Genomic DNA, 21,136 nt, shown 5'->3' with positions numbered 1-21,136 from the left:
ATATATCTATGAATGAAGAAAATAATATTGTTATTGCTGTAAAAAATCTTTCTAAGGCTTACCCTATCTACCAAAAGCCAATGGATATTTTAAAGGAGGCTATGACGGGTAAATGCTATCACGATTTATTTTGGGCTTTGAATGATATTTCCTTTGAAATTAAGCTCAAGCATCGCGTTGGCATTATTGGTCCCAACGGTTCTGGTAAATCTACACTTCTCAAAATTCTGACAGGGAACTTACCACCCACATCGGGAAGCATCAAAATCAATGGTAAAATCTCTGCGATGTTGAGCTTAACTTCTTCGTTAAATCCTGAAGAAACTGGACTAAGTAATATTCGCTTTAATTTATTACTCAACGGTTGCAATCCTTCAGATGTTGATAAGTTAACTGAAGAAATTGTTGAATTTACAGAACTAGGACAGTTCATCTATGCTCCTGTTAAAACTTATAGTACAGGAATGAATGCAAGACTAGCTTTTGCAATTACGACAGCAATTAAGCCAGAGATATTAGTGGTTGATGAGGTTTTGAGCGTTGGGGATGCCTATTTTGTCGGTAAGGCAATGAAGCGGATGATCGATCTCTGCGATCAAGGTAAAGCTCTGTTGTTCGTCAGTCATTCTACTAGTTCTATCCAGATGCTCTGCGACACAGTTATTTGGATGGAAAATGGTACGATTCGCAACATGGGAGAGGCAGAGTATATTATTAGGCAATATGAGGAAGATTACAGAAGGCGAGAGGATGAAACCACCAGAGCAGACCATCTTAGCCGTCAGAATCAATCATCTCATATCCATTTGTCGGACATTCAGCAGTCAATCTACAAATTGCGAATGATTTCGCAAGAAAATCCAACTTTTAAAGATACTCACTTTATCCGCAAGATCGGTATATCTGTTAATCAAAGTCCAACACAAGAGATTCCATTGACTTTGAATGATACTCATACAGAGGAGATAGCTTCCCTCGATCTGCTTAATTCTGAATGGGGAAGACTATATGAGAAAGATGGTAATGAGTGTCGTATTCTTAATAGTCAATCAGGCAAAAATAAGGGTGGGCAAATTTTATTCAATCCATCAAAAATACCCACTGATAAATACTGGGAAGTCGAACTCAATGTTGAGTCAACCTCAGTTTTATGTGTAGAAAAAATTGGACTTGAATTCACAAATTATTTACAAGGAGATTGGGAAAGTTTAGCTCTTGTAAGCAACCAAAAAACGAAAGATGGTTGGAATAATCTTACATTTAAAACACAGATAGCTCAAGTCAATGAGGATCAATATAAAAACGCTCTCAATCTTATTGAGAAAAACAGTAAACCAGATATTGAAATCATAAAAACTTCTCTCTATGCTAATAATGAAGAGGTTAGTTTAATTAAAGAAAATCAACCCTTTGAAATTAGAGTTGAAATTTTGGCACATCGTGAAGTACCACAAGCTGATATCGGGATAAAGATAACTAGATCTGATGGTGTCTATGTCTTCTGGCAGTCCAGTGGATTTGACGATAATAATTTAATCAATTTTTCGGGAAGTGTAACGGCGTGCTTTAAATTTAAAGAAAACTGTATTGGCTCGGGAGTATATTTGGTGTCTACTGTTTGTTCTAATGGTTGGGATCTAATCAGAAATTATCCCTATAGTCAAGTTTTTTCTCGTCAGGTTAGTAGCCTAAAATTTAATATTGTTCCTGAGTTTCCTATTTTAGATTTTGGTATTGTCAACACGCGTGTCCCTGTTACTTACATTCATAATAACGAATCATGACTAACTTTTTTAGCAATCTCAGAACCCAGCAAATTGTCGCATCACAAGATAAACTCTTGAAAAGTTTTCTGCACGATCGGGATTTTGCAAATAAAATGGCAAACCATCCTCTTCATGCTTGTTTAGGAAAGTGGTTACCTCATGACTCAAATGCAAAAATCTTAGAACTAGGTTGCGGACCCGGGAAATATGTTGCACTGTTGAGCAAGCTTGATTTTAAAGATATTACTGGAGTGGATCCTCATCGATTTCCTACTTGGGATATTCTTGAAAAAGAAACCTCCGTAAAGCTTCTAGATAATATTTTTGCTGAACAACTTCCATTTGCTGATGCTTCTTTTGATTATGTTGTATGCCTAGGAGCTTTGTTATATTTTCAAAATCCTGACAAAGCTTTTTCTGAGATTTCTCGTGTATTAAAACCGAATGGCAGACTTATTTTAAGAACTGTTAACAAAAATAATCTTTATACATTAAGAACAGGAGAAAAACTGGATCCCGCTTCTAATAACCTTTATACAATGCAAGAACTAATGGGTTTTGTGAGTACAAAAGGTTTTCAAATTATAGATAGCTTTGCTTTTGGTTACCATCCACCAATTTTGCCGTCACTCTGGTGGTACTTGTCATGTGTTTGGATTCCTACATTTATGCAAGAGTTGTTATCAAATTCATTACAGCCTGAATATAGAATAAACAATGCTATTTGTGCAGTTAAATTATAATAACTTTGCTTTTATAGACTTTTCTGAGATGGAGTTTTAAATAAACAATGTCTTATGAGCGAAAGTCAGCATATTCAAATACTGAGAGCCTAGGTATCATACTCAGACAGTATGGTTATTTGTCATCAATTAATCTAATTGAAAATGAGATAGTTCCATTTCCACTATTCCAAGCAACTATTAAATTTGTCTCAACAAGTGCTGATTTGGCAGATCTAGATTTACAGAGTCAGTTAGAAATAGGTAAGCAACTCTATTATCCTGCTAGAACTTCAAGGTTTAAAAATCCTTTTACATCAATTCGTCCCGTTTATCATGCTCTATTACCTCATGTTACTTTTTCAGGACAGAATCTAGAACCTGTTTGGGCAAATGACAAGGGACAAGCAGCGATCGCTTGGTTAAAGCATAAAAATGAAAAAATTCTTCTAATTGGCTTAAACGTAGAAGAAGAGATAATTCGACATCGTCAAGGAGATCCGAGCAAGGTACTTGAGTCAGGGACAAAAGGAGGGTTTGGATTTGCTCACGAACGTGCTAACTATTTGTTTGAGGATCAGATACATCCCCAATACCCCACTTACCCTTGGGCAGATCGTTTGGGTTTTTTCTTAGCTGAGACCTTCTCTCAACTGAGTGGTTATCCACTCGTTGATATCCTACCCAATGGAGCAAAAGGTGCTGTGATTCTAACTGGAGATGACGATCAAGCCTTTCTAGAAAAATACGACGAACAGTTAAGAGTAATTGGTGATTGCCCAATTACTTATTTACTCGTTCCTCAAACTAGGCATACCCCAGAAACTTTAGCGAAAATGCCAAGCAATGTAGAAATTGGCTTGCATCCTGATGCTCTAGAACAGCCCGAGCAATACGATCGCTTATGTACTGAGCAAGCCAATTTCATTCGTCAGTTGTCTGGTAGGTCGGTGCGTACACTCCGCAATCATGGCTACCTTGACCGAGGCTATCTTGGATTTCTAAAAACTTGGGAAGAGAACAAAATTGGTTTGAGTGTTAACTACTCCAAAGCAGATGGAACTGTAATGAATGGTTCTCTTTTACCCATGAAAATGAGAACACCCGATCGTAACTGGTCAAATCACTACAGTCTTCTCACTGCTTTTGGCGATGGCATAATTTTTGCGCTTAATCAGACAGAAAAGCAGGCGGCAAAGAAAATTAAGCAACTGGTTAACCAAATTGAGTCTTCTGTGCCAGGTATCTTAGTATTCAATTTGCATCCTCAAAATATAGATAGTACTCGTCATCTCCATAAAGAAGTTATATTACTTTCTCAGCGACTTGGTTGGATTGCCATTGGTCTAGATAGCTATCTTGACTGGCTATGCATGTTAGATAGCATTAAGATTGAATCTACAGATAAGGGATTTGTATTGCAGTCAAAGCAATCTATTCGCGATCTATCAGTTCGCTATTTTACTAAAGACGGATGGCAGAAAGAAATATTAGCTCCGTGGACTAATCAAATTGTCTTAAATATCCCTAAAGGAAAACCTTGAGAATGAAAAGTTCAATCAAAAAACTAGCTCCAAAACTTCCATTTATTGGGAATAAACTAAAATACTGGATTGAGTTAGAACAACGACAAATAGAATACGAGGTCGAGCTAGAAGCTAAAAGAATTGAGCTAGAAGCTAAAAGAATTGAGCTAGAAGCTAAAAGAATTGAGCTAGAGACTAACCAGCTTAAATTCAAAGCTTTGATTGAGCCTTTTCAAAACCTCCAAGATTGTACGCCTAATATCGATCGCCATCCTTGGGATAACCCTTATCTCTCAGTCGAGAATATAAGTAGATTTCGAGAATATTCAACCGATGTCTGGAGATTTTCTCTTGATTATTTAGAGGCTCATCCTGAACCCCTGAAATGTGCTTTTGCAGTGAATATGGCCCAAAATACCTATAAATGGGCAAGGCTAGCACAGAAGTATGGCGCATTGGTGGGTTTATTTCCTAGTCCAATGGATACTAGTGCCCTCAATTTACCTGAGTGGGAAGAGTTTGATGGGGAGTTCTCTGACTTGATGGATGGAGAGAGCTTCCTCAAAACATATCCAAATATTCAAGTACAAGTGCCTAGTTTTTCTGTACCTATGGAAGGTTCTGAGTTGTATAGTGCATTTAGAGATTTTTGTTTGGGATCTCGAATTCCTTTACTCCATCTCATGTCTACGTCCAGATCTCTTCGACATGAGATCTTGTTTGCCTATGATGGGTTTTATCCTTACTTCTCTAACGCAAAAGCTTTGTCTAATTACGAGGTGATCTATGCTGCAAGTAATCCACTGGCTGCCTATGCTAGTGGAAAGCCCTACTGTACTTTCTCGGTTGGGGGAGATCTTCAGTACGATTGCGGGCGAACTGATGATTTAGGGAAACTCATGAGCCTTTCCTTTAATGCTGCTAGATTTCTCATGATTAGTAATCCTCATGCCATTGGTCACTGTCGCCGATTAGGTTTGACTAATGGAATTTATTTGCCTTACCCGATGGATGATTCCATTTATTCTCCTGGCGAAGGGCAAGCCCGTAAAATCTGGGAGGCAACCTATGGAGAGGGGGTCTTTGTCCTCGCAACTTCAAGACTCGATAAAAAAGTTAAAGGTCAGAGTGATGAACTCTTTCAAGCTTTAGTAGATGCAGCGAAAACACGCCCAGAACTTCGTTTTATTTTTTTGGCATGGGGAAATAGTCTTCCAGAGTTTCAAGCAAAAATTGCAAGTTTGGACATGGGCGATCGATTTATCTTGTTGCCACCTGTCGGGAAAAAACGTTTAATCGATTACTACCGTTCTTGTGACATTGTGTTAGATCAGTTTGTCTATGGCTATTACGGAGCAACAGGTCTAGAAGCGGCATCTGTTGGGAAACCAATTTTAATTAAGTTAAGAAAAGAGCAATACACGCCGCTATATGCTGGAGATGTTGCCCCAATGATTAATGTTAGCGAGCCACATGAGATTTTTGAGGCTTTACTTAGACTAGTGGATAGTTCTGAACTGCGGCTTCAACTTGGCAAAGATATAAGAGCATGGTTAGTTAGAAATCATGGAGAAACAAAAACGATGCCGTTGCTTTTAGGATTGTTACGTCTTGCTGCTGATAATGTTTCCCTTCCAAAAGATTTGGTTAACCCTCTATTTCAAGATCTTAGCCTGCAAGAAGAGTCTTACTATGCTGCCTCTAGACAAACCGTTTGATCGTCTGTTAGCATTCAAAACATGAAAATCTTGATACCCACTGCTGGAAATCGCTCCCTGTTAATTAGTGCTTTTCGAGAGCAAAAGCAAGTCGAGGAAGTTATAACGACTGAGATTGATGAGTTAGCCCCTGGCAATTACTCAGCACATAGAAGCTATCATGTTCCTCGATCCACCGATCCAAGATTTCTAGAGGTTTTAGAAAACATTTGTCAGGATGAAAATATTAAGCTGTTGGTGCCTCTAGCAGACTTAGATTTAGTGCGATTTACTCAGGAACGCGAGCGTTTTGCAAAACTAGGCGTTAAAGTCTTGGCTGTGCCAGAGCGTACTCTCAACTTATCAATGGATAAATTGCAAACGTTTTATCTGTTTCGTCAATTAGGAATTCCTACACCTCATACAATGACATTAGCTGAGGCTCAGCAAGGACTCAATCTAGTTAAGTATCCAGTTTATCTGAAGCCTCGCTATGCAGGAATGAAAAATTCTCCGCGCTATTTTTTTAAGCTGTTAGACGATGTAGAGGATTTGGAATACTACTGTCGCAAATTGAAGGGACAAGAGGAAGATTATTTACTCCAAGATCCTTTGATGCAGGGGCGTGAGATTAATGTTGACTTTTTTGTTCAGGACGGAGAACTAAAACGTCTCGTCCCTCTCTATCGATTGAAGGCAGGAGATGGAGGTGGAATTATTAGAGGGAAAACAATTCCTTGCGATCGCAGGATTCGTGAGTATGTTGAGAAACTAGTTTCGGAACTGGAATTTTATGGTGCGACGAATATTCAACTATTTGCTTTTGAGGATGGGAGTTTACTTGTTACAGAGATTAACCCTCGTTTTTCTAACTCATCCGCTTTAGTTGTCCGTCCTGCTGGGGTTGATTTTTTTGACTTGACCTTAAAAATGTTGCAGAACGAAACAATTTCTCCCGAATTTGATAATTACCGTATGATAGCTGTCACTAGCTGCTATCAGCCTATATTGGTAGATAAGTCGTGCTTTGTGTGACAGCTATATAGCTTTGGCATAATCCATAATGATAGAGTTGAGTTAAGGAGCAATTTTAGATGAAACCAAAAATTCTCGGTATTGCTGGTAGTTTAAGAAATGCTCGTTGGGGAAAAGGTAATCACACTCTCATTCAAGAACTCTTGGCTTGTAAAACAGAGAACGAGCTAAACCAGTACCTGTCTGAACAGTCAGAACTTCATTTACAGAATTTTATTGACTCGGGGCGATCTGAAGGTTTGAGCTTTAATGATATTTATGCAAATCTTCAAAAACTTAAAGGCGATCGCGGACTAAGTAATTCAGAAGTTGCCCTGTCTGCGGCACTATGGTCAGTTGCTCAAAGTGGCTGTGAGATCGAGCATATTTCCTTAAGTGAGTACTTTCCTGCTGCGGGAATGTCAAGAAAAATAGACGAACTTAAAGCCCATCTATGCAGTGCTGATGGCATTTTAATCTCTACACCTGTCTACTTTGGCGATCGCGGCTCTCTTGCTCAAGATTTAGTTGATTTAATTCGAAATGACTCTGAATTAAAGGCTACCCTACAAGATAAAGTTTATGCTGGTATTGCTGTTGGGGCAAAACGGAATGGTGGTCAAGAAACAACTTTGATCTATCAACTTCTCGATATGGTGAATGTTGGACTACTGGGTGTGGGGAATGATTCAGATACCACTGCCCAGTATGGTGGAACGGGACATGCAGGTGATGTTGGAACGATGTCAAAAGATACCTATGGGCTTTGGACATCTATGGGAACTGGACGCAGAATTGCTCACGTTGCAGCTCTGATGAAATTAGGTAAGCCACAACCACTCAAGGCAAAAGTTCGTGTCTTATTCTGGGTATTACAGGACAAACATAACTTTGCTCTCCACTATGTTAAAGATCTAGTGAGCCAGTTTGAGCAAGACATGGATGCCACCGTGCTTGATGTTACGGAAAAATATATCAGTCGATGCCTAGCTTGTGATATTTGCCCGACGCACGTTTATGTTGATGAGGAATATCGGTGCATTATTCGCAATGGACAGCGAGACAAAATGGGTGAACTCCACTCCGATCTACTGCATCATGATGCCATTATTCCAGTTGTATATAGCGCAATCGATCACCAAGATGTAGTCACGAATTACCAACGTTTTATTGAACGTACTCGCTACTTGCGAAGAGGTGATTATGTGTTTAACGATGCGCTTACAGCCCCATTGGTGCTTGAAGATCTAGGCTCTCATGAGAATATGCATATCAGAATGGCCACTTCAGTGCTACGTCACCATACAGTACTAGCAGACCCGATGATCGCATACATCCAAAATCAGGAGATTCTGAATGGTAGTCAGGTAATAGATCGATTTAGACACTTTGTTGAAAGAGCTAAAGCTCTTACCTCAGGGAGACTTCATGCATTTGTTAACGGTCAAAATGAGGGGGTTTTAAAATATAACCCGGTTGGCTATATTCTCAGTACAGAGAAGGATAAGGAAGACGAGAAACTACGCTCGCGTAGTCAAATGATCTTCGAACGCTATACGCATCTGTCCAATGATGCGCAAATGAGACTTAGAAAACAAGAGCTGCCTCAATAATGCCTAATATCGTTTCTTGCCATTGGGAATATAGGCAAATTCCCTTAAAGCGCCCATATGTACTTTCTTTTGTTACTTTAGAGACGTTTAATGCTCTATTCGTGCATTTTACTTTTGATAATGGCATAACTCGAATTGGCGAAGTTGTTCCATTACTAGGATACTCGTCTGAAACAGTCGAAGATGTAATACGCAGTTGTGAACTCTGGTTGCCTCATTGCATCGGTCAGTCAATCGAAACAGCTAGGGAGACGATCGCATCTCAAATTGTTAAAGCTCCCTGTGCAAGTTCGCTCATCCTGTCAGCACTCGATCCTGAAATCTTTGACCAACCAGAAAAACAAAGAGCACGTTCTCCAGTGCCATTAGTCTATCCAACCTCATCATCTGACCAAAATATCGAAGAGACCATTCAAAAAGCGATCGCGCAAGGCTATTGCACGCTTAAGGTAAAAATCGGAGAGTCTTTGACACAGGATTTGGCAGTTTTACCAAAATTGCGAAATCTTGTGCCTGCTAGAATACGGGTGCGTTTTGATGCTAATCAGGCTTATTCCTTTGAGAATGCCAAATCTTTTCTCAATTCTGTTCAAGAGTTTCTGTGCGATCGTACTGAGTTGGTCGAACAACCTTTGCCTGCTGAAATGTGGGATGCCATGTCTGCTCTTGTATCCGCTTCACCCGTCCCATTGATGCTTGATGAGAGTATTCATAGTTTTGAGGATGTTACCCATGCTGCACAATTGGGATGTCAGTGGATTAAGTTAAAACTCTGTAAGCAAGGAGGTATCAGCGAACTCATTCAAATGGCAGAGCACGCAGTAAGTTTGGGCTTAAAAGTAGTTCTTGGTAATGGTGTAGCAACTGATGTTTCAAATCTAGTAGAGTTATGGGTGTATGATCGCTACCGTAATCTATTTTCTGGCGCTAGTGAAAGTAATGGTTTTACTAAACTGACTCAACCAATTATTCATTCGAATCTAAGAGTGCAGAGTGGGTGTGCAGTTTGGTAAATCAGAATTTTTGACTTGATTTCTCATGAATATTACTCATCCTTTTTTCGACGAACAAGAGCTACTACTTTTAAAACAGTGTCTAGATTCTAAATGGGTTACGCAGGGAGCGCTTACTCAACAATTTGAAAGCCTCTTTCGCCAACGACACAACGTAGAGTATGCATTTGCCACTACATCCTGCACTGCGGCACTGCATATGGCGATGGTTGCACTAGAGATTCAGCCTGATGATGAGGTGATTGTCCCAGCTTTTACATGGGTGACTTCAGCTCACTGTGTAGAATATGTTGGGGCAAAAGTCGTTTTTGTCGATATCGAACCAGAGACTTTTAATATCGATCCTGTGGCTTTAGAAGCAGCAATTACATCCAAAACCAAAGCGATTGTGGTCGTTCATCTGTTTGGGTTGGCGGCAAAGATGCAGGAGATTATGGCGATCGCACGCAAGTATAACCTTGCTGTTGTGGAAGATGCCGCCTGTGCCACAGGTACGACCTACGATGGCAAACCCGTTGGCGCTATTGGCGATATCGGATGTTTTTCATTTCATCCCCGCAAAGTCATAACCACAGGGGAAGGTGGTATGGTCACTACCAACAACCCAAAATTGGCAGAACGCATTAAGATTCTTCGCAACCACGGTGCATCGGTTAACCCAGATATTGATAGCTCTAAACCTTACTACATGGGGCGTTTCGATCATCTAGGGTTTAACTTGCGCTTTAGTGATATTCAGGCAGCGATCGGCGTAGCGCAAATGGGGAAACTAGATAAATTACTTGATGAGCGGTTTGCTTGTGCTAAGCGATATGATGCCTTCCTCAGTCCCATAAACGAACTGGCAATACCACAGATACCCAGTCCTTGCGGACATTCCTATCAGTCCTATGTTGTTCGGTTGAGCATAGGAGGGACGCAACGCCGTAACGCTCTCATGGATGCACTGTCTACGGAAGGCATTCAAACACGCCCAGGCACTCATGCCGTCCATCGTCTAGGTTACTATCAGCAGAAATATGCTACGCTACCACAGGCTTATCCAGAGGCATCGCAAGCAGAAGACTTGTCAATTACGTTGCCAATATTCCCTGGTATGACAGATGCGGATCAGCTTAAAGTTGTGGATGTTCTTAAAACTGCACTGTTACTAAGTAAATAACCATCAGTTAAGATGATAGAACCTCAAGTTGAAATTAAAGATTCCCAAGATCATCAAGAATGGTTGGAGCGCTTTCGCCAAAAGCACGGGCGATCGCCACGTATCTTACATGTTGGAAATATTGCCAATAATGCTTATAACAACGTTAAGTTGTTAAACAAGGCAGGGTTAGATTGCGATGTCATTTGCTATGACTACTATCACATTATGGCTTGTCCAGAATGGGAAGACGCAGATTTTGATGGACAGATCAAAGATCAAGTTTTCCCAAACTGGAATTTTGTCAATTTGCGAGGTTTCAAACGACCTAAGTGGTTTGCTCAAGGACCTCTGAAACTTTGTATCCGTTACTTAATTGCTAAACGTGACAACCGTAAATTCCATGCATGGCTATTGTGGAATCTTATAGATTTATATCGTCTGCTTCGTTCTTCTTCTTTTTATAGTCCGTTAATTGTCATTCAAAATGCCATTCGAAATGTTATTCAAAATATTTTTCATTTAATCGCGCGAGTTTTTCTTTTAGTCATGCGAGTTCTTCTTTTACCTGTGAGAGCTATACGTAAACTGCGACGATTATTGTTAAATGAGCCTTCTCCATCATATCTAGATGATTCTTCCCAAGTATCTCTGGACTCATTTGATAACCGTGTGGCTGAACTCGTTGAAATTTTTGCAAATGCTTATCCAACTAGACAAGATAAACTTAGTAAGTCTGACCTTGAGTCTTATCGTGTCGTAATGGGAGACTGGCAAGCATTATTTGAATGTTACGATCTCGTTCAAGCCTATTCAACAGATCCAGTCTTGCCAATGCTTGCTGGGGGAAAACCTTATATTGGTTTTGAGCATGGAACTCTCCGGGGCTTTACACTCGGCGACAGTGCTATATGTCGGAACACAGCATTAGGATATAGGTTGGCAGATCATGTCTTTATTACAAATGGTGACTGTTTAGAATATGCGAAAGCCATTGGGGTATCTCGCTTTACCCCAATGCTCCATCCAATAGATGAGCAAAGGATTCAAGGGGTACAAGGAGATTCTCAGGAATTACGCGCAAGACTTGGTGTTAAATATGTATTTTTGTGCCCTTTGAGGCATGATTGGCAAGTTAAAGGAACCGATCAGTATATTCGCGCTTTACCAAAACTTGTAGAAGTAATTGGAAAGGACTTTCGAGTTATTATGACTCGTTGGGGTAGTCAACTCCAAGACAGCATCTCACTAGCAAAAGATTTAGAGGTTGACGAATTAATTGAATGGGTAGAACCTCTAAATCGTTGTCAACTTTACAGAACTATTAGATCGGTAGATATTCTCTTCGACCAGATTATGCTACCTCATTTTGGAGCTACCGCACCAGAGGGAATTGCAGCCCATGTTCCAGTCATCATGTCTTATGACCCGCAATCAACCTTTTGGCTTATCCCCGAACCTGCACCAATCTTGTCCGCTTGGAATGTCGAACAAATTATAGAAGGTGTCAAAAGGGCATTAGAGCCAGATTGGCTGAAAGAATATCGACATAATGCACAAGAATGGATTGATAAATATCATAATGTTAACATTGTGATTCAACGGCATGTAGAAATCTACCAAAAAATCCTAAGCGACAAATAGTTGAATCCTAGTCTCCAATGAAGGCAGGTAAGTGGGAAATCAAAAAGAAGCAGATCTTCAGAACTATGTGTTTCTTCTTAGGAACTCTAGAAATGAGATCCTTTAGCTGCTAGGAACTATGAAGATAACAAAACTTGCTTCTGAGCAATGAATTGTCGAGCAAACTCGCCTAGTGTTATGAAGTTAGCTTTTACTTCCAATAAATTTTGCAGCAATGTTAGCGTTCCCGTTCCGTCTTGGATAAACTCTTCCAAATCTGGTTGATTCGCTTTGGATAGCTGGGGATTTCTTTCGATTATCTTAGAGAAAGGCTTAGAATCTACTGAATTTAGGTAAACGTGAATAGGATGAAAATTGAATACTTTAACTCCCGTTCCATTGCTCAGTAAAGGATTGGGATCCCAAATCGGTTGAGGTCGAGTCATTTCCAATTCGTCCTGCCAGTAGGTTGGTATGCGCAGCATCATGCGACCCTCACGCCAATATTCAGCTGGCATAAGATTAGGAATATGTGGCATATACGTCGTTACATCAGCAATAATTTGAGTCTCTCTCATGATTGTATCAAACAAAGATATCGCTTGAATCAAGCCATGGGTTCGCATTGTTATCGCGTCAGGAACGAGATTGAGACAATACTGAATTACTTCATGAGGATCTTTGCCATGTGAAGAATTAGGTCTAAAGTTAGGGTGAATTCCTAACTCAAATAGTTCTGGGTAATTTTTTAGCCGTTCGACTGCATCACAGGGATGAGTAACAAACCATGTAGCAGGTACGTTTTGTTTTATCAATTTTTCGGCAATGAAATCGATAATAAAGTCAGGTACCCAATCGATATCAAATGTTAAAATTACATTACTCACAGTGAATAACCTTATATACTTATTCTAGTTAACACGTTCTGAAAAATGATGTTTTTAGAGGTTGTTTTGGCAGAGAGCTTCTCAAAAAATCATATATCAAATCTTAGCAGTATCAGTATGGAATTTTGATAAATATATGGGGTAATACAACTAGCTCTAGAGCTTTCTTGGTGAAAGGGCTATCAGATTTAAGCTACGCTGGATTCAGATAAGCCTATATTACAGAGATTCTGGTTCAGTAACACTTAGATGCCGATCATCAGGTGCTAGAATCGTCGTAACTACTCTCTCCGACCACTAAAATTTTCTCCTAGCAATGGTTACAAATCGTAGATTGCAAGCCAAAATTCTGACCTCATCTAATAGAAACGGATGGATTTGGCTTTCAATACTTAAAAGAGGGAAAATAAAAAATCAATCTCAAATTCTACCAAGCCGATAAATCAAGAAGCTTAAAGATTTTATTTTGGTTCATAGTGATGGCGAATACTCACAGTTAAGGAACAACAATGAATACTAATGATGCACAAGAGCTGAAAAAAAGATATGAATCTATTGCAACAACACTAGACTATAAAACTACCGCTTGTGACTACAGTCTACGAGAACTTGAAATTGATACAGCTTGTAACTATATCTACGACAACTGCAAGGTCTTAGATGTTGGCTGCGGTCTAGGCTATGCTGTTATTCAGTATGCTTCGCGCTTTCAAGCAGATGTTCATGGCATTGACTATGCTGCAAATATGATTGCCGGAGCAAAAGAATTACTCCAAAATAATAACCCATCATTATCTGGAACAGTCAATTTTCAAGAAGCTTCTGTATTAGAACTCCCCTATGAAAATAATACCTTCGATGTAGTTACTAGCTCGCGTTGCTTGATGGCATTGCTCGATTGGGAACTTCAGAAAAAGGCTTTACAAGAGATTCATCGAGTACTCAAATCAGGAGGAGTTTTGGTACTAATGGAAGGAACTTTTGAAGGCTTGGAAAAGCTCAACTCTGCTAGAGAAAAATTCCAGTTGGATACAATTGCCGCAGATGGTAAAGATCGTCTTTTTACTGCAAAATTTCACGAGCAAGAGCTTTTGGATTTTTGTAAACCCTTATATCATTTAGAACATATTCAACGATTTGGAATGTATTACTTTTTAACTAGGGTGGTTCATCCGTTATTGGTAGCTCCAGAACAGCCAAAGTATAGCAACAAAATTAATGAGATTGCCCGCCAAGTTGCAAAGTTCTTTCCAAATTTTGAGGATATGGGTCACCTCGTCGCTTTCATTTTTACTAAGCGTCGCTAAGAAAAAAAGGGGTAGTAAAAGGTGATTTGTTTGACTTTTGATACAGACTATATGTCTGCTGTTGATATGGGAAAATTTTTAAAAGATTATTTGTTCCCAGGCAAGGGAACTTTCTTTTTGTGGAAAGCTTTAGATGGGGTTGATTGGAGAGATCATGAAATTGAGCCACACCCATATCTCTCCCAAACAAAAGCATGGTCTCTAGAACTCAGCGATTTGGTTCAGAGCCTAAAAATCGAGCCCAAGGGTATTCGTACTCATTCATGCGCTTATTCTCAGACATTCGGAGTACACTTGAAGCATCAAGGGTATGAGTATATGAGCATGGCTACCCCTTTACTTCAACAGAACTTGTTTCCTTATCGACATCCGTGGGGTGTTTGGGAATTGCCAATTTACTATATGGATAATATGGATTTTTGTATGCCCCGAAACTGGACAAATCTAAACTATTTACCATTCGATCGGAATATTATTCATCAAGCTCTTTCTGGACAAAGTTTATATGTATTTGACTTTCATCCATTGCATATCATATTAAACACAAGATCGTTTGATGATTATGAATCAGTTAAAAGTGAACTTATATCTGGAAAAAAATCTCCTTTTGATTACCAAGACTATTTCCAAGGAAGAGGAACACGTACATTCTTTCAAGAATTATGCATGTCGATGGAGAGCCTTGGGGTTTTAAGCGTAACGTGTCTAGATGCGCTAATAAAGATATAAACTGATTGCCTATTTACTTGAAAATCCTTGAAATCTAATATTAGGGAAGGTTTTTTCGTTAGTAACCATCGCTCAAAATGATAGAACCTCAATTCGAAAATCAATGCTCTCCGAGCGAATATGATTGGCTGGAAAAGTTTCGCCAGCAGCATGGGCGATCGCCACGAGTTTTACACATAGGTAATATTGCAAATAACGCCTATAACAATGCTAAGTTGCTGAATGATGTTGGTTTGGATTGTGATGTTATTTGTTATGACTACTACCACATCATGGGCTGCCCAGAATGGGAAGATGCAGACTTTGTTGAAACTGTACGCGATCAGTTTTTCCCAAACTGGCATTCTGTAAACTTAAATGGTTTCCAACGCCCGAGGTGGTTTGTTCAAGGTCCTATAAAGCTTTGCATTCGCTACTTGCTAGCAAAGCGGCAAAATGATTTTAAGTCTGCAAATTTTTTATGGCTTAAACTAGAATTATATAGGTATGCAATAACCTGTTTAATTGGCAGCTTTTTGTACTTCTTATATAGAAAGCTAAAAACTTATGTAAAATATTTCAAGGCAAAAATCACACTTCTAATCACCAAGATATACACTCTTCTTTCTCCTCAAAAATATTCTCCTCTTCACGAAAGTAGCAAGTCGTTTGATGCAAGGATAGAAGAAATTATTCAACCCCCTCAAAAATATTCTCCTCTTCACAAAAGTAGCAAGTTGTTTGATGCAAGGATAGAAGAAGTTATTCAACTATTTCACCTTAAGTTCCCCGAACGTACCGATCGTTTGTTGGTAAGCGATTTAACTGACTATCGCCGTTTAATTGTTTGGTGGACTGAACTTTTTGAACAATACGACATTATCCAAGGCTATTCTACCGATCCGATTTGGCCATTGCTAGCAGGTAAAAAGTATTTTGCCTTTGAGCATGGAACCTTGAGAGAGATTCCTTTCCACAATACAACACAGGGTAGAATCACCGCTATTTCCTATAGTGAAGCACAGCATGTCTTTGTTACAAATTCTGATTGCTTAGAAAATGCCCATTACTTGGCTGGAGAGAGAGTTTCCTACCTCAATCATCCCTATGATGAAAATCATGGTGTCGCTGTAAGCGGTTGGCAAGAATTACGTCAACAGCTATGTCAGCAACTCAATGCCGATTTCCTTTTCTTTTTCCCAACACGGCAGGATTGGGTGATTGGAACTGGCTATGCAGACAAAAGTAACGACGTTTTTTTGAAAGCCTTCTGTCGCTTGCGACTGCTGGGGCATAAAGTGGGCATGGTGTGCTGTCGATGGGGTAAGAACGTGCAGGACAGCATTCACTTCTTGCAAGAAAATCAATGTGCTGACTATGTGCTTTGGCAAGAGCCTATGGGAACCGTGCAGTTTGAGCGCACTGTGAAAGCCTGTCATGTGGTTGTCGATCAGTTTAAGCTTGGATCGTTTGGTGGAGTGATGTTTAAAGCAATGGCAGTCGGTGCACCGATCTGCACGTATCTCAATGAAGCTGAAATTCTACGGCAATACGATCGATCGCCACCAGTGCTTAACTGTCAAACTGATGTACAAATTGTGCAAGCCATTGAGGAGGCGATCGCTTGTCCTGAAAGGCTCCATCACTTATCACAATCTGCTAAGCAGTGGATTGACAAATACCATAGCTCAAAGTCAACGGTACAAACGCAACTACAGCAATATAAACTGTTACTTATGACTGACTAGATTGCTATTCTGCTTTTTTTTAATTATTGCAACCACCAAATATTAAGTATCCATGAGACAAGAGGTTTTCCAAAATTTAAAAATTCCTGTGAGTTCAGAGAAAGTTGATTTTCGCTGCTTTCAAAAGGATCGGGAGCAAGTAATCGAAGGTGCTTTTCTCACAGATGACTACTGGTATCCAATCGTCAAGGGGGTTCCTTGCTTTTTACAAGGATTGCTTAGACCTAACTTTACATGGTTTCAAGAGAAATATAGTCTGGTGAAGCTGGTTGAGTCATCTTTGTCGGGAGCCGAAAGCGAGCAGCTATTAACCAATACAACCTTCTCAGATAAATGGAGTCGATTTCGCACCTACGGTTTAGAGCAACCGCACCAGGAATTCCTTTACAGTTGGTATTGCAAAAAACTGGGTGTTTCGACAATTGACGATCTCAAGAAGTTTTATCGACAGTTTCAAACAGTATTAGAAATTGGACCTGGGTCGGGTTTCAATACAAAGTTTATTGCTGAAACGATCGCCGAAAATCCAGAGGCAAAGGTTTTTGCTGTGGATGTTTCTGATGCAGCATTTACGACTTTTGAGAATACGAAACATTTACCTAACTGCCACGTAATTCAGGCAGACTTAATGGCAATGCCATTTGCCGATCGCATGTTTGACTTTATTATTGCTGACGGGGTTTTGCACCATACCCCTGACACGAAACAAGCGTTATTTGCGATATACAACAAACTTAAACCTGGTGGTCAGATGTTTTTCTATGTGTATAAGCAGATGGGTGCAGCAAGACAGTTTTGCGATCGCTACATTCGCGAACATTTCACCAAGCTTGACCCTGATGCTTGTTACAAAGCCTGTGAAGGACTGACTGAGTTGGGTAGAGAACTTAGTCATCTTAATGCCAAGATTACTCTAGAAAAAGACATTTCCGTCCTAGGGATTCCAGCGGGAACTCATGATGTACAGCGGCTTTTCTATTACAACTTTGTCAAGTGTTTCTGGAACGATGCCTTTGATTTTGAGACCAACAATATGGTGAATTTTGATTGGTATCATCCTCATAATGCGTGGCAACACACTGAAGACGAAGTTGCAGAATGGCTACATGAATTAGGGGTAACAGATTACCAATTTAACCCTTCGAATCCAAACGGAATTTCTGTACTGTTCGCAAAGCCGATCCTGTGAAAATCTTACTTTGGGTTGCTTATGAAGTTCTATCCATTTGCTTTCTAGGCATAGCAATTTTGTTAGCTCCTGTAAGATTTGCTGCCAAAAGACTAATGCTAAAAGGCTCAGCTGCAAATAGTCTATGGACTGGTGCGCCAATTATTACCTTAGCGCTTAAGGCAAAATCGGAAGTACTTCTAGGTGTGAATGCAAAGTCGCTAGTTTACGATACTTATTTTGTTACTAGCAACTTTGACTACAACCTCAAACCTTGGACATCAATCCCCATCCTTGGCAAGCTCACATCTCTTTTTACCTTTCTTTGGGTTTGTCTTTGGGCAGATCGCATTCATATGTATATGGATCGAGGCGTATTACTCTCTCGAAAACCATTACAGTCAGATTTCAGGGAACTGTTTGTTTATAAGCTGCTGGGGATTTCTATCTTTTTCTGGACTTATGGTGCAGATGTGCGTAGCCGCCAAACAACACAAAATCTAGGAGAACCGAATTGCTGTACGGAATGTCCTTCGATTGGCAAAGCCTGTATTTGTGACGAACAAACGCGCATCCAACATCTTGAGAAACTGAAAAGATATGCAACGGCTATTTTCTCGATGGGAGACATGATTGAGTACACTGCGGGCAGTCGTAACGATCTTTTCTTTTGGCCGTTGGATTTATTTGGAGCAAAAGCTGAAAAATATCAACCCGTTTATCCTCGAAAGGATTCTGAAAAACCAATAAGGATCGTGCATGCGCCGAATCATCGTGCGTTTAAAGGAACTCATTTCCTTGTCGAAGCTGTGGAGCGATTGACAGCTCAAGGAGTTCCTGTGGAACTAGTCCTCGTTGAAAAAATCGCTAACGAACAAGCTCTCGAAATCTATCGCTCTGCTGATATCATATTCGATCAATGCTTGATTGGATTTCATGGATATTTCGCACTTGAGGGTATGGCGATGGGTAAACCTGTGATGTGCTACATCAGAAAACCGCAAGAATATTTAATGCATCCTGAAGAGTGTCCAATTGTAAATACGCATATCAACACTCTAGAACAAGATATTTATCAACTTGTCAGCGATCGCGATCGCTTATACGAGATTGGTATTAAGAGCCGTCAGTATATCGAAAAATATTTCACATTAGAAGCATTTGCCAATCGCCTTAAAAAAAACTATGAAGATTTAGGAATTTCTATATGAAGGTTTTGATTGTAGGTTCAGGAGGGTATATTGGGCAGCACTTACTTAAGTATCTTCAAACGCAAGGAATAGATGTTTTGGGAGTCAGTTCCTCAGATAGTAATGGAATCTCTCCTCTTACTGGTACCCTCAGCGATCGGTTTTCAATTCCGCCAGAAACGCATACAGTCATTTATCTCTCGCAGTCACCTTTCTATCGCCAAGTCCCTGAAAAGGCTGGACATCTTCTTAATGTTAATGTAGTCAGTGCAGTGCAAGTTGCGGAGATGGCGCGTCAAGCAAAGGTAAAACGCTTTATCTATACTTCTACTGGTAATGTGTATGCTCCTAGTTTCTCCTCGCTCGGAGAAGCTAGTCCTCTCAATCGAAGTAATTGGTATGCACTGAGTAAGATCCATGCTGAAGAAGCACTTTCTATGTTTAAGAACGATATGGATATAACAATTGTTCGTCTGTTTGGCGTTTATGGTGGTGGCCAAACAGATAAACTCGTGCCAAATTTATTCAATAGCATCTCTCAAGGCAATAAAATTTTTGTTGATAGAAATCCACAGGATTTAAGCGATCTAGATGGTTTAAAGATATCCCTAATTTATATTGAAGATCTTATAAGAATCATCGCTCAATGTATCTACACAGAAAAAACAGGCATGGGTACGATCAATGTAAGTAGCAATGAAATTGTAAGCATTCGCAGTATTGTAGAACATGTCAGTAACATACTAAAGAAATCTGTAGAAATTGAAGTTCGCGAGCAATATCGAACCTTTAACTTAATTGCAGATATTCAGCGATTACAAAAAACTTTTAATCCTATTTTCACTCCTTTTGAAGAAGGAGTAAAAATGGTTATAGCGCAATATCTTGAGATAGCAGTAAAAAATAAACTTCTTGAGCTGCAATCCGAATATAAATGATGAAGGTTCTACATTTACCTACTTATACTGGCGGTCATTCTTGGGGACTTGCTCAAGGTGAAAAAACTTTTGGTTTAGATAGCTTTGTATTATTTAAAAGCAATGATTGGCTCTTATACCCCTGTGATATTGATTTAGGTTTAGACAAAATTTCTTCTCCTATTCTCAAATTTGCCAAGCTAGCTAAAACTTTTTTAGAGATTAGAAGTCAGTACGATGTATTTCACTTCAACTTTGGTTCCTCGTTATTTCATTCTCCCCACAATCACCTCAATCATTTAGAATTGCCTTTTTATCCAAAAGAAGCAAAGTTATTTGCAACCTATAATGGCTGTGATATTCGCCAAAAATATCCCACGATGCTGCGTACAAAGATTGCTGCTTGTCACAACGCTGACTGCTATAACGGTCAGTGTAATTCAGGTTCTCTCGATCGGTTTCGACAGCAAGGAATTCAGAAGATGCAACAGTATGTACAGCATATTTGGGCATTAAATCCTGACTTAATGTACTTTTTACCGCACGAAAAATCTTCGTTTCTTCCCTATGCAATTAGCTTGGATGGAATTGAACCTGTTGTACCTAAAGTACATCGTAAAAAACTCAAAATTGTGCATGCACCCACCAATCGGGCGGCAAAAGGTAGCGATTATATTTTGGCAGCGATCGCTCAACTACAGAAAACTCATTCCGAGTACTTTGACTTTGCGATCGTAGAAAAAATTCCCCATACCCAAGCTTTACAACTGTATCGTGAGGCAGATTTAGTGATCGATCAAATTTTGATTGGTTGGTATGGTGGCTTTGCTGTAGAGGTGATGGCGATGGGCAAACCTGTGATTGCTAGAATTGCTCAAGCAGACTTACATTTTCTCCCACCTCAAATGGCAAAGGATGTCCAAGAGACTGTTATTCATGCCGATCCAAACTCTATCTATGAAGTATTGCGGCATTGTTTAGAAGATCGGCAGATGCTTGAGCGCCATGCTGAAGCATCTATAGACTATGCACGTAAGTGGCATCACCCTAAGTGTGTTGCTAGCTTGACCAAACAGCAATATGAGATGTAGGGGGT

17 protein-coding genes are annotated in these 21,136 nt (G+C 39.8%); 16 read left to right on the top strand and 1 reads right to left on the bottom strand.

Features of this window, described 5'->3' with window-relative positions; translation table 11 throughout:
* Positions 1-8: 8 nt before the first annotated feature.
* The 9 genes from ACP2WE_RS05795 to ACP2WE_RS05755 all read left to right on the top strand — a co-directional run bounded on the left by ACP2WE_RS05795 (position 9) and on the right by ACP2WE_RS05755 (position 12,136).
* The gene (locus tag ACP2WE_RS05795) at positions 9-1,784 is read left to right on the top strand and encodes an ABC transporter ATP-binding protein (RefSeq protein ID WP_425214641.1); all 1,776 of its coding nucleotides are present in this window, start codon (positions 9-11) and stop codon (positions 1,782-1,784) included.
* Positions 1,781-2,509 (top strand): class I SAM-dependent methyltransferase, encoded by a 729-nt coding sequence (locus tag ACP2WE_RS05790; protein ID WP_425214640.1) that lies wholly within the window; start codon positions 1,781-1,783, stop codon positions 2,507-2,509. Before ACP2WE_RS05795 ends, ACP2WE_RS05790 begins: the two co-directional genes overlap by 4 nt.
* A gap of 119 nt (positions 2,510-2,628) precedes the next feature.
* Positions 2,629-4,032 (top strand): hypothetical protein, encoded by a 1,404-nt coding sequence (locus tag ACP2WE_RS05785; RefSeq protein ID WP_425214639.1) that lies wholly within the window; start codon positions 2,629-2,631, stop codon positions 4,030-4,032.
* A gap of 2 nt (positions 4,033-4,034) precedes the next feature.
* Positions 4,035-5,732, top strand: a complete 1,698-nt coding sequence (locus ACP2WE_RS05780) for a hypothetical protein (protein WP_425214638.1) — start codon at positions 4,035-4,037, stop codon at positions 5,730-5,732.
* A 21-nt stretch (positions 5,733-5,753) separates the two neighbouring features.
* Positions 5,754-6,746 (top strand): ATP-grasp domain-containing protein, encoded by a 993-nt coding sequence (locus tag ACP2WE_RS05775; RefSeq protein WP_425214637.1) that lies wholly within the window; start codon positions 5,754-5,756, stop codon positions 6,744-6,746.
* Positions 6,747-6,805: 59 nt separating this feature from the next.
* Positions 6,806-8,338: an NAD(P)H-dependent oxidoreductase gene (locus tag ACP2WE_RS05770; protein ID WP_425214636.1), complete on the top strand. Its 1,533-nt coding sequence runs from the start codon at positions 6,806-6,808 to the stop codon at positions 8,336-8,338.
* Positions 8,338-9,351 carry a mandelate racemase/muconate lactonizing enzyme family protein gene (locus tag ACP2WE_RS05765; RefSeq protein ID WP_425214635.1) on the top strand — a complete coding sequence of 338 codons (1,014 nt, stop codon included), beginning with the start codon at positions 8,338-8,340 and terminating at the stop codon, positions 9,349-9,351. Before ACP2WE_RS05770 ends, ACP2WE_RS05765 begins: the two co-directional genes overlap by 1 nt.
* Before the next feature lie 25 nt (positions 9,352-9,376).
* On the top strand, positions 9,377-10,513 hold the full coding sequence (locus tag ACP2WE_RS05760) for a DegT/DnrJ/EryC1/StrS family aminotransferase (protein ID WP_425214634.1): 1,137 nt from the start codon (positions 9,377-9,379) through the stop codon (positions 10,511-10,513).
* A gap of 12 nt (positions 10,514-10,525) precedes the next feature.
* On the top strand, positions 10,526-12,136 hold the full coding sequence (locus ACP2WE_RS05755) for a glycosyltransferase family protein (protein WP_425214633.1): 1,611 nt from the start codon (positions 10,526-10,528) through the stop codon (positions 12,134-12,136).
* A 116-nt stretch (positions 12,137-12,252) separates the two neighbouring features.
* Here ACP2WE_RS05755 and ACP2WE_RS05750 read toward each other — a convergent pair whose 3' ends face one another.
* Complete coding sequence (locus ACP2WE_RS05750) at positions 12,253-13,002, bottom strand: polysaccharide deacetylase WbmS family protein (protein WP_425214632.1); 750 nt, start codon at positions 13,000-13,002, stop codon at positions 12,253-12,255.
* Positions 13,003-13,511: 509 nt separating this feature from the next.
* Here ACP2WE_RS05750 and ACP2WE_RS05745 point away from each other — a divergent pair.
* The 7 genes from ACP2WE_RS05745 to ACP2WE_RS05715 all read left to right on the top strand — a co-directional run bounded on the left by ACP2WE_RS05745 (position 13,512) and on the right by ACP2WE_RS05715 (position 21,131).
* On the top strand, positions 13,512-14,309 hold the full coding sequence (locus ACP2WE_RS05745) for a class I SAM-dependent methyltransferase (RefSeq protein ID WP_425214631.1): 798 nt from the start codon (positions 13,512-13,514) through the stop codon (positions 14,307-14,309).
* Positions 14,310-14,339: 30 nt separating this feature from the next.
* Positions 14,340-15,038 (top strand): polysaccharide deacetylase WbmS family protein, encoded by a 699-nt coding sequence (locus ACP2WE_RS05740; RefSeq protein WP_425214630.1) that lies wholly within the window; start codon positions 14,340-14,342, stop codon positions 15,036-15,038.
* Between the two features lie 77 nt (positions 15,039-15,115).
* Positions 15,116-16,765 carry a glycosyltransferase gene (locus tag ACP2WE_RS05735; protein WP_425214629.1) on the top strand — a complete coding sequence of 550 codons (1,650 nt, stop codon included), beginning with the start codon at positions 15,116-15,118 and terminating at the stop codon, positions 16,763-16,765.
* A 52-nt stretch (positions 16,766-16,817) separates the two neighbouring features.
* Positions 16,818-17,954 carry a class I SAM-dependent methyltransferase gene (locus tag ACP2WE_RS05730; RefSeq protein ID WP_425214628.1) on the top strand — a complete coding sequence of 379 codons (1,137 nt, stop codon included), beginning with the start codon at positions 16,818-16,820 and terminating at the stop codon, positions 17,952-17,954.
* Positions 17,951-19,144 carry a glycosyltransferase family protein gene (locus tag ACP2WE_RS05725; RefSeq protein ID WP_425214627.1) on the top strand — a complete coding sequence of 398 codons (1,194 nt, stop codon included), beginning with the start codon at positions 17,951-17,953 and terminating at the stop codon, positions 19,142-19,144. Before ACP2WE_RS05730 ends, ACP2WE_RS05725 begins: the two co-directional genes overlap by 4 nt.
* A complete protein-coding gene (locus ACP2WE_RS05720; RefSeq protein WP_425214626.1) occupies positions 19,141-20,061 on the top strand; it encodes an NAD-dependent epimerase/dehydratase family protein in 921 nt (306 codons plus the stop codon). The genes ACP2WE_RS05725 and ACP2WE_RS05720 overlap by 4 nt, the downstream gene beginning before the upstream one ends.
* Entirely contained in the window at positions 20,058-21,131 is a 1,074-nt protein-coding gene (locus tag ACP2WE_RS05715) for a glycosyltransferase (protein ID WP_425214625.1), read from the top strand. The genes ACP2WE_RS05720 and ACP2WE_RS05715 overlap by 4 nt, the downstream gene beginning before the upstream one ends.
* Positions 21,132-21,136: the final 5 nt, after the last annotated feature.

It is taken from the genome of Tumidithrix helvetica PCC 7403 (genome assembly GCF_965232925.1).
In the GTDB taxonomy this organism is placed as follows: Bacteria; Cyanobacteriota; Cyanobacteriia; order Pseudanabaenales; family Pseudanabaenaceae; genus Tumidithrix; species Tumidithrix helvetica.
This window is presented reverse-complemented; position numbering and strand designations above follow the sequence as displayed.

Bases quoted from the DNA above. Each gene is read 5' to 3' on its own strand.
- ACP2WE_RS05795 (WP_425214641.1), top strand. From the start codon at position 9: ATGAATGAAGAAAATAATATTGTTATTGCTGTAAAAAATCTTTCTAAG.
- ACP2WE_RS05790 (WP_425214640.1), top strand. From the start codon at position 1,781: ATGACTAACTTTTTTAGCAATCTCAGAACCCAGCAAATTGTCGCATCA.
- ACP2WE_RS05780 (WP_425214638.1), top strand. From the start codon at position 4,035: ATGAAAAGTTCAATCAAAAAACTAGCTCCAAAACTTCCATTTATTGGG.
- ACP2WE_RS05775 (WP_425214637.1), top strand. From the start codon at position 5,754: ATGAAAATCTTGATACCCACTGCTGGAAATCGCTCCCTGTTAATTAGT.
- ACP2WE_RS05770 (WP_425214636.1), top strand. From the start codon at position 6,806: ATGAAACCAAAAATTCTCGGTATTGCTGGTAGTTTAAGAAATGCTCGT.
- ACP2WE_RS05765 (WP_425214635.1), top strand. From the start codon at position 8,338: ATGCCTAATATCGTTTCTTGCCATTGGGAATATAGGCAAATTCCCTTA.
- ACP2WE_RS05760 (WP_425214634.1), top strand. From the start codon at position 9,377: ATGAATATTACTCATCCTTTTTTCGACGAACAAGAGCTACTACTTTTA.
- ACP2WE_RS05755 (WP_425214633.1), top strand. From the start codon at position 10,526: ATGATAGAACCTCAAGTTGAAATTAAAGATTCCCAAGATCATCAAGAA.
- ACP2WE_RS05745 (WP_425214631.1), top strand. From the start codon at position 13,512: ATGAATACTAATGATGCACAAGAGCTGAAAAAAAGATATGAATCTATT.
- ACP2WE_RS05735 (WP_425214629.1), top strand. From the start codon at position 15,116: ATGATAGAACCTCAATTCGAAAATCAATGCTCTCCGAGCGAATATGAT.
- ACP2WE_RS05730 (WP_425214628.1), top strand. From the start codon at position 16,818: ATGAGACAAGAGGTTTTCCAAAATTTAAAAATTCCTGTGAGTTCAGAG.
- ACP2WE_RS05720 (WP_425214626.1), top strand. From the start codon at position 19,141: ATGAAGGTTTTGATTGTAGGTTCAGGAGGGTATATTGGGCAGCACTTA.
- ACP2WE_RS05715 (WP_425214625.1), top strand. From the start codon at position 20,058: ATGATGAAGGTTCTACATTTACCTACTTATACTGGCGGTCATTCTTGG.